This is a genomic window from Flavobacterium sp. AJR, assembly GCF_002156885.1.
Taxonomy (GTDB): Bacteria; Bacteroidota; Bacteroidia; order Flavobacteriales; family Flavobacteriaceae; genus Flavobacterium.
The window spans coordinates 38,819-53,604 of the sequence record NZ_NCWQ01000019.1 but is presented as its reverse complement, the minus strand read 5'-3'; the positions used below and the strand labels follow the sequence as shown (position 1 = coordinate 53,604).

Annotated in this window: 10 protein-coding genes; 8 read left to right on the top strand and 2 right to left on the bottom strand. The window is 32.4% G+C overall.

The features are described from left to right. Together B8T70_RS06670 and B8T70_RS06665 are read left to right on the top strand one after the other, a co-directional pair. Positions 1 to 3,137 (top strand): YCF48-related protein (locus tag B8T70_RS06670; RefSeq protein WP_123912080.1); only part of this gene is annotated, 3,137 nt, incomplete at its 5' end. An 87-nt stretch (positions 3,138 to 3,224) separates the two neighbouring features. After that, a complete protein-coding gene (locus B8T70_RS06665) occupies positions 3,225 to 4,112 on the top strand; it encodes a carbon-nitrogen hydrolase (RefSeq protein ID WP_035620980.1) in 888 nt (295 codons plus the stop codon). 78 nt (positions 4,113 to 4,190) lie between these two features. Here B8T70_RS06665 and B8T70_RS06660 read toward each other — a convergent pair whose 3' ends face one another. Beyond that, a complete protein-coding gene (locus tag B8T70_RS06660; RefSeq protein ID WP_039113031.1) occupies positions 4,191 to 5,453 on the bottom strand; it encodes an OmpA family protein in 1,263 nt (420 codons plus the stop codon). Between the two features lie 267 nt (positions 5,454 to 5,720). On the opposite strand from B8T70_RS06660, the gene B8T70_RS06655 reads away from it, so the two are divergent. Beyond that, positions 5,721 to 6,761, top strand: coding sequence for an agmatine/peptidylarginine deiminase (locus tag B8T70_RS06655; protein ID WP_086894339.1), 1,041 nt, complete (start codon positions 5,721 to 5,723; stop codon positions 6,759 to 6,761). A gap of 402 nt (positions 6,762 to 7,163) precedes the next feature. On the opposite strand, the gene fahA is transcribed toward B8T70_RS06655, so the two are convergent. Beyond that, complete coding sequence (gene fahA / locus B8T70_RS06650; protein ID WP_086894340.1) at positions 7,164 to 8,447, bottom strand: fumarylacetoacetase; 1,284 nt, start codon at positions 8,445 to 8,447, stop codon at positions 7,164 to 7,166. Between the two features lie 108 nt (positions 8,448 to 8,555). Here fahA and glyA point away from each other — a divergent pair, with 108 nt between their 5' ends. The 5 genes from glyA to pta all read left to right on the top strand — a co-directional run bounded on the left by glyA (position 8,556) and on the right by pta (position 14,729). Beyond that, complete coding sequence (gene glyA, locus B8T70_RS06645; RefSeq protein ID WP_039113028.1) at positions 8,556 to 9,830, top strand: serine hydroxymethyltransferase; 1,275 nt, start codon at positions 8,556 to 8,558, stop codon at positions 9,828 to 9,830. Positions 9,831 to 9,972: 142 nt separating this feature from the next. Next, complete coding sequence (locus B8T70_RS06640; protein ID WP_039118306.1) at positions 9,973 to 10,566, top strand: tRNA-(ms[2]io[6]A)-hydroxylase; 594 nt, start codon at positions 9,973 to 9,975, stop codon at positions 10,564 to 10,566. 134 nt (positions 10,567 to 10,700) lie between these two features. Further along, complete coding sequence (locus B8T70_RS06635) at positions 10,701 to 11,198, top strand: GNAT family N-acetyltransferase (protein ID WP_039118307.1); 498 nt, start codon at positions 10,701 to 10,703, stop codon at positions 11,196 to 11,198. Between the two features lie 120 nt (positions 11,199 to 11,318). Next, the gene (gene corA / locus B8T70_RS06630) at positions 11,319 to 12,389 is read left to right on the top strand and encodes a magnesium/cobalt transporter CorA (protein WP_039118308.1); all 1,071 of its coding nucleotides are present in this window, start codon (positions 11,319 to 11,321) and stop codon (positions 12,387 to 12,389) included. Between the two features lie 246 nt (positions 12,390 to 12,635). Further along, positions 12,636 to 14,729 (top strand): phosphate acetyltransferase, encoded by a 2,094-nt coding sequence (gene pta / locus B8T70_RS06625; RefSeq protein WP_039113024.1) that lies wholly within the window; start codon positions 12,636 to 12,638, stop codon positions 14,727 to 14,729. Positions 14,730 to 14,786 lie beyond the last annotated feature (57 nt).

The following is a 14,786-nucleotide window of genomic DNA, read 5'->3' as shown; positions in this document are numbered from 1 at the left end:
AAAATATTAAATTTATTTCTGAAAATGTTGGGTATATTTTAAATAATACTGAAATATTAGAAACTCATGATTCAGGAATAACATGGACGAAAAAACAAGATATTAATAGCGGTAATGATTTAAAGTTTTATAAGAATGTTGGTTATGTTATTGGGAATGATGGTTATATGCTAAAATCAGTTGATTTTGGAGCTTCATGGACAGAAGTAAAAAAAATTTTTTATGTAAATTTTAATACCATTAGTATTATTAATGAAACAACAGTTGTTATTTCAAGCTCTAATAGTATAATTAAATCAGTAGATGGAGGGGATACTTGGAATAATCTAAAAGTTCCTAATGCTACTATCAATAAAACTTTTTTTACTACATCTTTGATTGGACATGCTGCATGTACTGATGGAAGAATGTTTAAGACTATTGATGGTGGAGCTAGTTGGTATGCAACTACAAACTCAAATGTAGTTGCTTATGATTTTTCTGAAGTTTATTTCATAGATGAGAATATTGGTTTTTCGTCTACTAATCTGCATTCGAATCTTTATAAGACTACTGATGGAGGAGAAACTTGGTGGCAAATCCCAAATATGAATGATACCTTTTATACTTTTTCATTTGTAAATGAAAGTGTAGGTTATGCAGCAGGATTATATGGAGTGATTTTTAAGACTATCGATGGTGGTCTTAATTGGAAATGGGCTAGCTTTCAAGATAGTCGTATATTTAATACTGGGATTTATGGAATACATTTTTTAGATAGCGAAACAGGATTCGCAACTGGAGCGAGAGGCAGAATAATCAAGACCACGGATGGTGGTAAAACATGGGTTGAAAATTCTCCCAATTATTATGATATTAACAATTTACAGTTTTCAACGAATGAAATAGGTATTGCTAAATCTGGAAATTTATTTTTTAAAACAATTAATTCTGGAGTAACTTGGGAGAAAGTGAGTTCGATAGATGCTGATCGAATATCAGCTTTTGAATTTGTGAGTGAAAACTTAGCTTATGCGGCGGTAGGAGATGGGGCATATGAAGGGATTGTTTTTAAAACATTAGATGGGGGAAGGACGTGGAATAAATCAAACGGAGGTCTGGCAGTTATGCATGGTGGAATTGACAGTATGTCGTTTCTTTCTGAAAACGTAGGTGTTGTTTCGGGTAGATTTGGTGTGAAAAAAACTATAGATGGAGGAAACACTTGGGTAGGACTTTCGGATAATAGTTTTCAAAAAATGCAATTTTTGAATAAAAATATCGGATATGGATATAATAGTTATAGCAAAAAAGTATATAAAACAATTAATGGAGGGGGTAATTGGGAAGTTGTTTTTACTGCTGAGGAAGATATAAAATCAATAGATTTTGTAGATGAAGATACTGGATATGTTGTTGGGGCTTATGGTTTACTTTTTAAGACAAATAACGGAGGGCTTAATTGGACGAAGCTTGAAATTCCATATGAAAATTATCTCTATGTTAAGTTTTATTCTAAAAATGTAGGTTATGTTTTTGATATAAAAGGAAAATTGTACAAGACTGAAAATGGAGGAAAAAGTTGGGATAATATATTTAAATTGGAGCAAAGTTATGAAACTTGTATTATTTCGATAATTGGAAAGGATATTTACGTAGGAGGAGCAAGTGGTATAATATTAAAAAGTAAAATCGATTTTAAACCAACTGTTTTTCAATTAAATCCCGCAGAGAATATTCTTGCACGAAGTGCAGTTTTATCTGGGAATGTAAGTGTAAATGAGGGGTCTGTTGATAATGTACGTGTTGAATATTTTGATTCTTCATTAATAAATAAAGTTAGTATTTCAGCAATTGCATTATATGCTACTTCTTCATTAGATTTTTCATTGCCAATATCTAATTTAGAGCCCAATAAAACTTATTATTACAGGATTGTTGGATCTCGTGGTAATGTTTCTTATTATAGTGAGATGATGACTTTTGTTACAAAAGAAGAATATTCATTAGCAATCGATGCTATTTCCAATGTATTAGCAAACAAAGCGGAAATCAAAGGAAATGTTACTTCTTATGGAAGTGATATTTCGGATGTTGAGTTCCAATATACTACTAAACAAGATTTTTCAAAATATGATATTTTAAAGAGTAATATCTTAGTTAAAGCTAATACTACTGAAAAAATTAATGGAAATTTATTAGATTTAAAACCGAAAACTAATTATTATGTAAGACTTAAAGCAAAACATGATGAAAAAGAGATTTTTAGCACAATTAGTACCTTTACAACATTATCAGAATATGAGATAATCTTATTTAATCCTACTATAGTGGATAATAGTGTGACATTATCAGCTTATATTGATGCGTATAGTAATGATATAACTAACGTAGTTTTTGAATATGGGGTTTTAAACTATGAGAATAGTATTTCTACAAATGTAAGCCAAGTTTTAATAGGTACTTCAGCTTATGTAACAGCATTGTTAACCAATTTAGATTCTGATAAAATATATTTTTATAGATTAAAAGCGCTAAACGGAGCGAATGTAATTTATAGTAAAGATGGTATTTTTAATCTTTCTAAGAGGGTGTTTTTAAAAGCTGGAAACGTAATTGATAATAATAATCAAACGACACTAACTGGGTATATAAATCCTTTTGGAGCATTTTTAACTAATATAGAATTTGAATATGGAACTACAGAAAGTCTAGGGTCTAGTATTATGAGTACTCCTAATAATGTTTATGGATATGCTGTATTTCCTTTTAATGCGGTTTTAGATAATCTTATAAAAGGAGAAAAATATTATTACCGACTCAAAGCTTTTGATGGAGATAATAATAAGTTCTTATATTCAGATTTGTTATCTTTTACTACTCAGACGTTAGGTATAGAAGTACCTATTTTAAAAAACAATATTTTTTTATATCCAAACCCAACCAATGGAGTTGTAAATGTTAACTTGATAGATAATAAAAAGGTTATTTCGGTTTATGTAATCGATGAACTAGGTAAAATTACTAATTATGAAAATAGTATAAAGGCAGGAGTTCTACAAAAAATTGACCTTTCAGGGAAATCTAGCGGGATATATATCATAAAAATAATAACGGATGATAACTCAATAATTAATAAAAAAGTAATTCTTAAATAAAAAAATATTTTAAACGAATAATCTAAATTAGATTTTCTGTTACTATCTAGAAAATTAACTATTTTTGCAGTCTAAAAATTTTAAGTCATGCCGAATAAGAAATATAAAATTGCTGTTATTCAATTGAACCTTAATGATGTTGCCGAAAACAACTTGAAAAAGTGTATCAGTTGGGTAAAAGACGCTGCAAATAAAGGTGCCGAAGTTATATTATTGCCAGAATTATATAGCAGTCATTATTTTTGCCAAAGTGAAGATGTTGATAATTTTGCTTTAGCAGAACCATTATATAGTACTTCATTTATTGCATTTAGTGCTTTAGCCAAAGAATTAGGTGTAGTTATAATTGTTCCTTTCTTCGAAAAAAGAATGGCAGGAATATACCACAACAGTGCTTATATTATCGATACAGACGGATCTGAAGCTGGATTATACCGTAAAATGCATATTCCAGATGATCCACATTTTTACGAAAAATTCTATTTTACACCTGGGGATTTAGGTTTTCAAGCTATTGAAACAAAAAAAGGAAAAATAGGAACATTAATTTGTTGGGATCAATGGTATCCGGAAGCTGCTCGTATTACCGCTTTAAAAGGAGCTGAAGTATTGTTTTACCCAACAGCAATTGGATGGCATCCAAAAGAGAAAGAGCAATATGGTGAAAACCAATATGGAGCTTGGATGAACGTGATGAAAGGACATGCTGTTGCAAATGGTGTATTTGTTGCTGCTGCTAATAGAATTGGTTTAGAGCAATATATCGATGGTACAGATGGAATTCAGTTTTGGGGAGCTTCATTCATTGCAGGTCCACAAGGTGAAATTTTGGCGCAAGCGTCACATGATAAAGAAGAAATTCTTATTGCCGAAGTTGATTTAGATTTACAAGAAAATGTACGTCAGAACTGGCCATTTTTCAGAGACAGAAGAATAGATGCTTTTGGAGATATTACTAAAAGAGCAATCGACTAATTGAGTTGATTTATATAAAAGCAAAAAGGACAAAATTTACATTTTGTCCTTTTTTTGTTTCTAAAAGTAAAATTAAATTTATTTTACCTGGAAAGTAACTCTTCTTACGATTTGACGAGCTTCTTTAGAATTTTTATTCACAGAAGTATCTTCACCGTTAGCAATAACATTTAATCTAGATCCATCGATTCCAGCATTTAAAGCTACTTTTTTCACAGCTTCAGCTCTTTTTCTAGATAGCTCAGTGTTATAGCTAGAGCTTCCAATTTCGTCAGCATAACCTACGATATCTGCACTTTTTGATGGATTGTTTTTTAAGTATTTAACTAAAAAGTCAACACCAGATAAAGACGCATTTGTTGGTTTTGATGAGTTAAAGTCAAAATAAACGTTTACATATCCTCCGTTAATTAACTCCTCAACAGTATTGTTTGTAGCGGTAGTATTTTTTTGCCCGTAGGTTTTATCTAAGTAACTTTCTAATTCATCTGGAACACCATTTTGATTGTTGTCAATAGATTGTCCTTTGGTATTTACGGCAACTCCAGCAATAGAATTTGGTTCTAAGTCATATAAATCGGCTACACCATCTTTATCGCTATCGATAAGACCTGTTTCGATAAGACCAACTCTTTCTTCTAATTTGTTGTACTTGTCGTTGTCTTCAGAATACCAATCGGCATGTTTTTCGTTTTTACCTAAGTAGAAAGTTAAACCTACAGAAGCATTTAATAATACGCCGTCAAAGCTACCACTTGTTGTTGGGCCCATCCCGTCGAAATTGTAATTTTGTCTTCCATTAACGATTCCGGTAAGATCTCCAGTTAAAGCAATTCTATTACTAAGTCTAACTTGTCCTGTAAGACCAAGAATTCCGTGACCTGTGTAATCTTTTCCGTCAAAACCTGTGTCAGAACTTAATTGAGAAACTCCGAATCCACCATGTGCTAACAGACCAAAAGTATTAGTCCAGGTTTCAAAGTTTAAAGCTCTACCAAGATTAATTACCCCTTGTAAACTTGTTCTTAATTGTCTGCCTTCGAAATCGGGAGTGTCATCACGTTCTTTAAATTGATCATACCCAAAGTCAAATTTCAAACCAAATTTTGGATTAAACATGTATCTTACCCCTAAATCTGCATGAAATGGGCTAAGTGTAGCAGTCGAATACCCTTCGGTCATTGTTCTGGTTGGTTTGTTTATACCACCATTTAATTCGATAGACCATTTATTATACGGATTTTTTTCAACTGAAGGTTGGGCAGAAGTTGTTGCCATGTTTTGGGCACCTGCTGCCACGGATAGTAATAAAAGCGATACGGAAGCTAATTTCTTTTTCATGATATCATTTGTTTAATTTGATTTTTGTGAGCTCTATTTTTTTAACTCAACATAAAATTAGAGTAATGGTTTTAAACGAGTGTTCTATCGGTATTATATAATTCCCATGTTTTAGGGCTTTGGCTAGGGTAAGTTTGCTTTGTTAGTATTGTATTTTTAATTATTTTAGAGAATATATATATATTATAAGGAGAGGAAAAAATGAATATTGGACAATGATAAAAGTTACGAATGATTATCTTTGCTTTTTTAATTTAGAACCTTTTTATGACAACGAATAATAGAAGATTTCCTGCTGAATGGGAAAAACAACAAGGTATTGTATTGTGTTTTCCTCATAATGGTAAAGATTGGCCAGGGAAATACGAGGCAGTTCAATGGGCTTTTGTAGAGTTTATAAAAAAAGTAGCTACTTATGAAACTGTTTTCTTGGTAGTTGCCGATGAAGTTTTAAAAGCTAAAGTGAATGATATGCTTGAAAGAGCACGTGTAGATTTAAACAATGTTACTTATATTGTTCATAAGACTAACAGAAGTTGGATGCGTGATTCTGGACCAATTGTGGTTAAAAATGGAGATAAAAGAGAAGCATTAAACTTTAATTTTAATGGTTGGGCTAAATATAAAAATTATCAATTAGATAAATTTGTACCAGCTAAAGTTGCTGATGTTTTAGATATTCCGCTTTCACAAGTAATGTATAAAGGGAAACCAGTTATTGTAGAAGGTGGTGCGATTGATAGTAACGGAAGAGGAACATTACTAACATCAGAAGAATGTTTGATGCATCCAAGTATTCAAGTTCGAAATCCAAACTTCACCAAAGAAGATTACGAAGCTGTTTTTAAAGAGTATTTAGGAATAACCAATGTTATTTGGTTAGGAGATGGAATAGAAGGGGATGATACACATGGTCATATTGATGATTTGTGTCGTTTTGTAAATGAAGATACGATTGTAACGATTGTAGAAACCGATAAAAATGATGCAAACTACGAACCTTTGCAGGATAACTTAAAAAGGTTGCAAAATGCAAAGCTAGAGAACGGAAAATCTCCAATAATTGTTGCTTTGCCAATGCCTAAACGAATAGACTTTGAAGATTTAAGATTGCCAGCAAGTTATGCTAATTTCTTAATTCTGAATAATAGCGTTTTGGTTCCTACTTTTAATGATAGTAATGATCGCGTAGCACTTAATATCCTTTCGGAATGTTTCCCTGATAGAGAAGTAATCGGAATTAGTTGTGTTGATTTTATCTGGGGATTCGGAACATTACATTGTTTAAGCCAACAAATACCAGTATAAACTCTGGAAAGTTTATGCCACAGATTAAAAGGATTGAAATGATTTAAAAAAAAAAATCAATTTAATTCTATCTAACTCTTTGCGAAAGTAACGTGGATTATGCGGATTCGCTAAGGCGAAAACACGGATTAAAACGGATTTTATTTTTGATTATTTTTAAATCAGTTTTAATCCGTGGCTTTACTTTTGTAAATCCGTATCATCCGTGTCCTTTTATAGACAATTTAAGTTAGTAACTCTTTATCAAAGACCTAAAAATACTTTCTTGACTCGAGACTGAAAGTCGAACAGACGAAGTAAATTTGTAGCAAAAGCCTTCTTTTTTGTTTTGGGAAAAAAGTATAAAAAAAACGCATTGAAAATTTTCAATGCGTTTTTTTATTATTCTGAATCAAGATCTCTTCATTGTCTCACGAAAGGAGCAAGTAATTGGCTTGAAACTTCTCCAAAACCAATACGAACTTCATTGCTCTCGCAATATCCTCTCATAATTACAGTATCGTTATCTTCGATAAATTTACGTTCGCTACCATCATTTAACTTTAAAGGGTTTTTTCCTCCCCAAGTTAGTTCCAGCATAGATCCACAACTGTCTGGAGTAGGTCCGGATATTGTTCCAGAACCCATCATGTCACCAGAATTAACACGACAACCATTAGAGGTATGATGTGCTAATTGTTGACTCATCGACCAATACATATATTTAAAATTCGATCTGGAAACTACAGTTTCTTCTTTATCCAATGGTTTAATAGAAACTTCTAAATTGATATCAAAAGCTTTCTTTCCTTTAGTTTGTAAGTAAGGAAGCGGAGACGGGTCTTGTTTAGGTCCTTTGGTTCTAAAAGGCTCTAAAGCATCCATGGTAACAATCCAGGGAGAAATAGAAGAAGCAAAGTTCTTAGCCAAGAAAGGTCCTAAAGGTACATATTCCCATTTTTGGATATCGCGTGCACTCCAGTCATTCAATAAAACCATTCCGAAAATATATTCTTCAGCTTCATAAGCAGGAATAGGTTCTCCCATTATGTTGGCATCGGTTGTAATAAATGCTGTTTCTAGTTCAAAATCAATAGATCTTGATGGACCAAAAACAGGAGAGTTCTCTCCATTAGGAAGCGTTTGTCCCATTGGTCTGTGTACAGGAATTCCAGAAGGAATAATAGTAGAACTTCTTCCGTGGTATCCTACAGGAATGTGTAACCAGTTTGGGAACAAAGCATTTTCTGGATCACGGAACAATTTACCTACATTGGTAGCATGCTCTCTGCTTGAGTAAAAATCGGTATAATCACCAATTAAAACAGGTAATTGCATTTCGACATCATCAATTTTAAAAATGACTATATCTCTATCTTTTGTAGAATCTCTTAATTGTGGATTGTTGATGTCAAATATATCGGCAATACGGTTTCTAACCAATCTCCAAGTTTTTTTTCCATCAGAAATGAAATCATTTAGAGTGTCTTGCATAAACATATCATCAGTTAAATCAATTCCTGAGAAATAGCTTAATTGTTGCAAAGCACCTAAATCTATGGCGTAGTCGCCAATTCTTGTTCCAACCGTTACTATATTTTCTTTGGTAAGAAAAACACCGAAGGGAATGTTTTGAATAGGAAAGTCACTATTCTCTGGTACATCTAACCATGATTTTCGTTTAGTATCGTTGGCAGTTATCGGCATGTGCATGTTAATTATTTGTTGAAAAATTCTATGTCAAATATATCATAATCTAACAGTTTGACAAACGTTTTTTTGTATTTTTGCATCAAATTAACGAAAAACTAAAAAATGCAACGCGACGAACAAATTTTTGATCTTATTCTTGAAGAACAAGAGAGACAAATTCACGGATTAGAACTAATCGCTTCAGAAAATTTTGTAAGTGATGAGGTAATGGAAGCAGCTGGTTCTGTTTTAACAAATAAATATGCAGAAGGTTATCCAGGCAAAAGATACTACGGAGGTTGTGAAGTAGTTGACGTTATTGAGCAAATTGCTATCGATAGAGCCAAAGAGTTATTTGGAGCTACTTACGCAAACGTACAACCACATTCAGGATCACAAGCAAATACTGCTGTTTATCATGCATGTTTAAAGCCAGGAGATAAAATTTTAGGATTTGACTTATCTCACGGGGGTCACTTAACTCACGGGTCTCCAGTAAACTTTTCGGGACGTTTATATACTCCGGTTTTTTATGGTGTAGATAAAGAGACAGGACGTTTAGATTATGATAAAATTCAAGAAATTGCTACTAAAGAGCAACCAAAATTAATCATCGCAGGAGCTTCGGCTTATTCTCGTGATATGGATTTTGAGCGTTTTAGAGTAATTGCAGATAGCGTAGGAGCAATCTTATTTGCAGATATCTCACATCCAGCAGGATTAATTGCTAAAGGATTGATGAATGACCCAATTCCTCATTGTCATATCGTTTCTACGACAACACATAAAACATTACGTGGACCACGTGGAGGTTTAATCTTGATGGGTAAAGATTTTGAAAACCCACTAGGATTAACAAATCCAAAAGGAGAAATCAGAATGATGTCTGCATTATTAGACTTAGCTGTATTCCCTGGTAACCAAGGAGGTCCTTTAATGCATATTATTGCTGCAAAAGCGGTTGCTTTTGGAGAAGCATTACAAGATGAGTTCTTTACTTATGCAATGCAATTAAAAAAGAATGCAAATGCTATGGCAGAAGCGTTCGTAAAAAGAGGATACGATATTATTTCTGGAGGAACTGACAATCACATGATGTTAATTGACCTTAGAAATAAAGGAATTTCAGGTAAAGAAGCTGAAAATGCATTGGTAAAAGCTGAAATTACTGTAAATAAAAATATGGTTCCATTTGATGATAAATCACCATTTGTAACTTCAGGAATTCGTGTAGGAACAGCAGCTATCACAACTCGTGGTTTAGTTGAAGACGACATGGAAACTATCGTTGCATTAATCGACAGAGTATTAACAAATCACACAAGTGAAGAAGTTATCGAAGAGGTTGCTAACGAAGTAAATGAAATGATGAGCGAAAGAGCAATCTTCGTTTATTAAGAATATTTTATTTAAAAAGATTAAGGTTTAAAGTTTAAGGTTTTGTTGATATCGAAAGCTATCACAAAAGTTTTAAACTTTAAACTTTTTTACTTCCAGCCCTAACTTTAAATACTTTTTTAAACATTAAACAAAAAGAAAAATGGGTGTATTAAGATTACAGTTGCCAACTGACCCAAGATGGGTAAATATCGTAGAGAAAAATATTGAAGAGATATTAACGGATCATGCTTGGTGCGAACAAAAAGCTGCAACAAACGCTATCACGATAATTACGAATAACTCAGAACATCAGGATTTAGTTAAGGATTTATTGGCTCTAGCCAAAGAAGAAATTGACCATTTTGAGCAAGTACATAATATCATCATCAAAAGAGGATTAAAACTTGGTCGTGAGCGCAAAGACGATTATGTAAATGAATTGTATTTATATATGAAGAAAAGCGGTGACGGAAGTCGTGTTTCTAGCTTGGTAGAAAGATTACTATTCTCGGCGATGATTGAGGCAAGAAGCTGCGAACGTTTTAAAGTACTTTCGGAAAATATCAATGACGAAGAATTATCTGTTTTTTATAGAGATTTGATGGAAAGTGAAGCAGGGCATTATACCACTTTTATTACTTATGCCAGAAAATACGGAGTAGGGATTGATGTAGAGAAACGTTGGAGAGAATGGCTTGCCTACGAAGAATCAATAATTACCAATTACGGAAAAGGAGAGACGATTCACGGGTAAGATTAGTATTAAGTCACAGTGTTCAGTTTCAGTAACAGTGTTTAGTGTCATTCTGAGCGGAGTCGAAGGACATTCCAATTATCCATATAGTCTAACAATCTAAGTCGGTCTAATAATCTAAGAAGTCTAAAAAAATGATTACACTTAAAACAGCATCAGCAACAGATATACCTACAATAAGAGAAATTGCATTTAAAACCTGGCCTAATACTTATGGCGAAATCCTATCTCAAGAACAACTTGATTATATGCTGGACAAATTTTATGAGCCAGCCCTTTTAGAAGAAAGCATTCGTAACGGACATATTTTTACTATGGCTTATGAGGACGATTTTTGTCTTGGTTATGCTGGATATCAACATAATTACCAAGACAAGAACGCTACACGCTTAAATAAACTGTATTTGCTTCCAGAAGCACAAGGAAAAGGTATGGGGAAAATATTAATTGATGTTGTTGTGGCTGCAGCCAAAGAAAAAGAAGCAGATATCGTTACTCTGAATGTAAATAGATTTAATAAAGCAGCTTCTTTTTATAAAAAAATGGGATTCGAAATTGTAGCCGAAGCTGATATTGAGCTAGATCACGGGTATTTAATGGAAGACTTTATTATGGAAATGAAAGTAAAGTAATAACCTACTTTATTCAATTCTTAAATAAATTAGAATTTTACTTTAGTAATGCCAAAATTGGTAATGTAGCCATGTTTTAAAAAACTTTTTTGTAATATTACTATATAAATCATTTATTGAATGAGAAAAATAAAATACAAAAAAGGCCGAAAACTACAACCCTATTCTTTAGAATATACAGGTCGGCATAAAGACACTCAGTCGGAAATGCAACTTTTTGTTTACGATGATTTAGAAATCACCGAATATGAGAATTTCAATATATTAGCTTTAAATGCGTGTATCGATTACACTAAAAATAATTGGCTAAATATTCATGGTTTAAATAATATAGATCTTATTAAGACTATTGGAGAATATTTTAAAGTAGACGGCTTTATGCTTGCTGATATTCTCAATACTACAAAAAGGACTAAACTACAAGAACAACAAGAAATACTCTTTTTTAATATAAAATCTCTTTTACCTTCTGAAGATTCGGATAATATTAGTGTAGAGCAGATTAGTTTTATAATCAAAGACGGTATTTTAATCTCTTTTCAGGAAAAACGAAGTGATTTCTTTACACACATTCGCGAACGTATTAGGCAACATGCAGGAATTGTACGAACCAAAAAAGTAGATTACTTGCTTTATTTATTATTAGATGCTGTGATGGAAAATTTTTATATCACGCTCGAAGATGAAGAAAATAAAGTAGAAGAATTGATTAATATTACTAAAGGAGATACTAATCCTGCTATTCTTGAAGAAATAGAAAAACACCGTGATAATTTCAATTTCTTAAAACGCTCTATTATACCACTTAGAGATTCTTTGTATGATATAAAAAGTATAAAAGACGACAATACATTTAATGGAATTGAAAAGGAAAATTTTAGTTTTTTTGCACGTTTACATCAAAAAAGCTTAGAACTTTTAGAGCAAATAGAGTCGGACATGAGTTCGTTAGAAAGCGCTTCTAATTTCTATTTTTCGGCGCAAAGCCGTAAAATGAATGAAATTATGAAGACATTGACCATAATTTCGGCAATATTTATACCACTTACTTTTATAGTTGGAGTGTATGGAATGAACTTTGAAAATATACCAGAACTTAAATATCAATACGGATATTATTCTGTTATGATTGGAATGTTTTTATTAGTGATTGCGTTAATAATTTATTTTAAAAAAAGAAGGTGGTTTTAGAGTTAATAGCTGATAGTGAATTAACTGTCGTTCCTTAATTGGCCTGTAATTACGGATAAAATTAATAGTGGACAATATTGTCCTTGATATGACAAATGTCAGTTGTAGTAAGGGGCAATTTCTCTAATTTTGCTTCTTTTTAATTGAAAGGATTTATAACATGAATACCGATTTAATTAAAACTATTTTTAATAAATAAAATATAGGATTTAGACTATTTTTAGATGTTTTTTAAACAATAAAATTATGAGTAAAGCAGTATATATAGCAACAAGCGAGCAGAATAGTGGTAAGTCGATTATTACTTTAGGGTTAATGAGTATGTTGATGGGGAAAACTGCCAAAGTGGGCTATTTTAGACCCATTGTTGAGGATTTTATCGACGGAGAATTGGATAATCATATCGAAACTGTGATTACACATTTTAATCTAGACATTAAATTTGAAGATGCATTTGCTATCACAAAAAGTAAATTAATCAAGAAGAAGAATAAAGGCAAAATAGGAGAAGTATTAGACTTAATAATCGAAAAATACAAACGTCTCGAAGAGCGTTTTGATTTTGTATTAGTCGAAGGAACTAGCTTTACGGGAGAAGGAACAGTAATAGAACTGGATACAAATGTATTAATTGCTAAGAATTTAGGAATTCCAACTATTATCCTTGGTTCAGGAATTGGTAAAACATTAGATGAATTGGTAGATAACCTTTCTCTGGTATATAATTCTTTTAAAATAAAAGAGGTAGAAGTTCTAGCGGTAATTGCAAATAAAGTTCAAATTGAGAATGTTGAATTGGTAACTTCAGGATTGAAAAAAAGCCTTCCAGAAAGTGTTTTGGTTAATGCTATCCCGGTTATTTCGAGCTTGAATAATCCAACAGTTCAGGAAATTGTAAATGAACTAGATGCTAAGGTTTTATTTGGAGCTGCACATTTAAATAATCAAACGGGACATTTTAGTGTAGGAGCGATGCAATTGCATAATTATCTAATGCATTTAAAAGAAAATAGTTTAGTTATTACTCCTGGTGATCGTGCCGATATTATTTTAGGTGCTTTACAGGCTAATGAATCGGCCAATTATCCTACGATATCAGGGATTGTACTTACGGGGAATATCATTCCAGAAGAGAGTATTTTGAAGTTAATAGAAGGACTTTCACCTATTGTTCCAATTATTTCGGTAGAGGGTGGAACGTATAATATTACGAACCAAATTGGTGCTGTTAAATCGAAAATTTATGCAAATAATGAGCATAAAATAGAAACTTCAATTAATACATTTGAAAAGTATGTTGATTTAGATAGTTTATCTGAGAAACTAATCACTTTTGTGGCAGAAGGAATGACACCAAAAATGTTCCAGTATAACTTGGTAACCAGAGCCAAAAAGCATCGTAAGCATATTATTTTGCCAGAGGGAAGCGATGAGCGTATTATTATTGCTGCATCGAGATTATTAGCGATGGATGTTGTTGATATTTCGATAATTGGAGATAAAAAACAAATAGAAAGTAAGGTGGCTGAATTAGGAATTACTTTTGACTTTTCGAAAATTAAAATTATAAATCCAATAGAATCTCCATTTTATGAAGACTACGCGAATACTTATTATGAGCTTAGAAAAAATAAGAATGTGACCATTACTATGGCAAGAGATTTAATGGAGGATGTTTCTTATTTTGGAACCATGATGGTTTATAAAGGGCATGCTGACGGAATGGTTTCTGGTGCTGCACATACAACCCAACATACAATATTACCCGCTTTACAGTTTATTAAAACCAAACCAAACTCATCTGTAGTTTCATCGGTATTTTTTATGTGTTTAGAAGACCGTGTTTCGGTGTTTGGAGATTGTGCTATAAATCCTAACCCAACGGCAGAACAATTGGCTGAAATCGCTATTTCATCAGCAGATTCCAGCGCGGCTTTTGGGATAGAACCAAAAATTGCAATGTTATCTTATTCATCTGGAACATCTGGTAAAGGAGATGAGGTTGAGAAAGTAAGAGCTGCTACTGAAATTGTTAAACAAAAACGTCCTGATTTAAAAATTGAAGGGCCAATCCAATATGATGCTGCCGTAGATAGAAGCGTTGGAAAAAGTAAAATGCCAGATTCTGAAGTTGCAGGACAAGCAAGCGTACTTATTTTCCCTGATTTAAATACAGGAAACAATACCTATAAAGCAGTACAGCGAGAAACAGGAGCACTGGCAATTGGGCCAATGTTGCAAGGATTAAATAAGCCTGTAAATGATTTAAGCCGAGGTTGTACCGTAGATGATATTATAAATACAGTTGTTATTACAGCAATTCAGGCACAAGGATTGTAATTAATTAAAAATCTGTAAAAAAAACTAAGCTTATAAAAAAAAAGGAACTTAGAAACT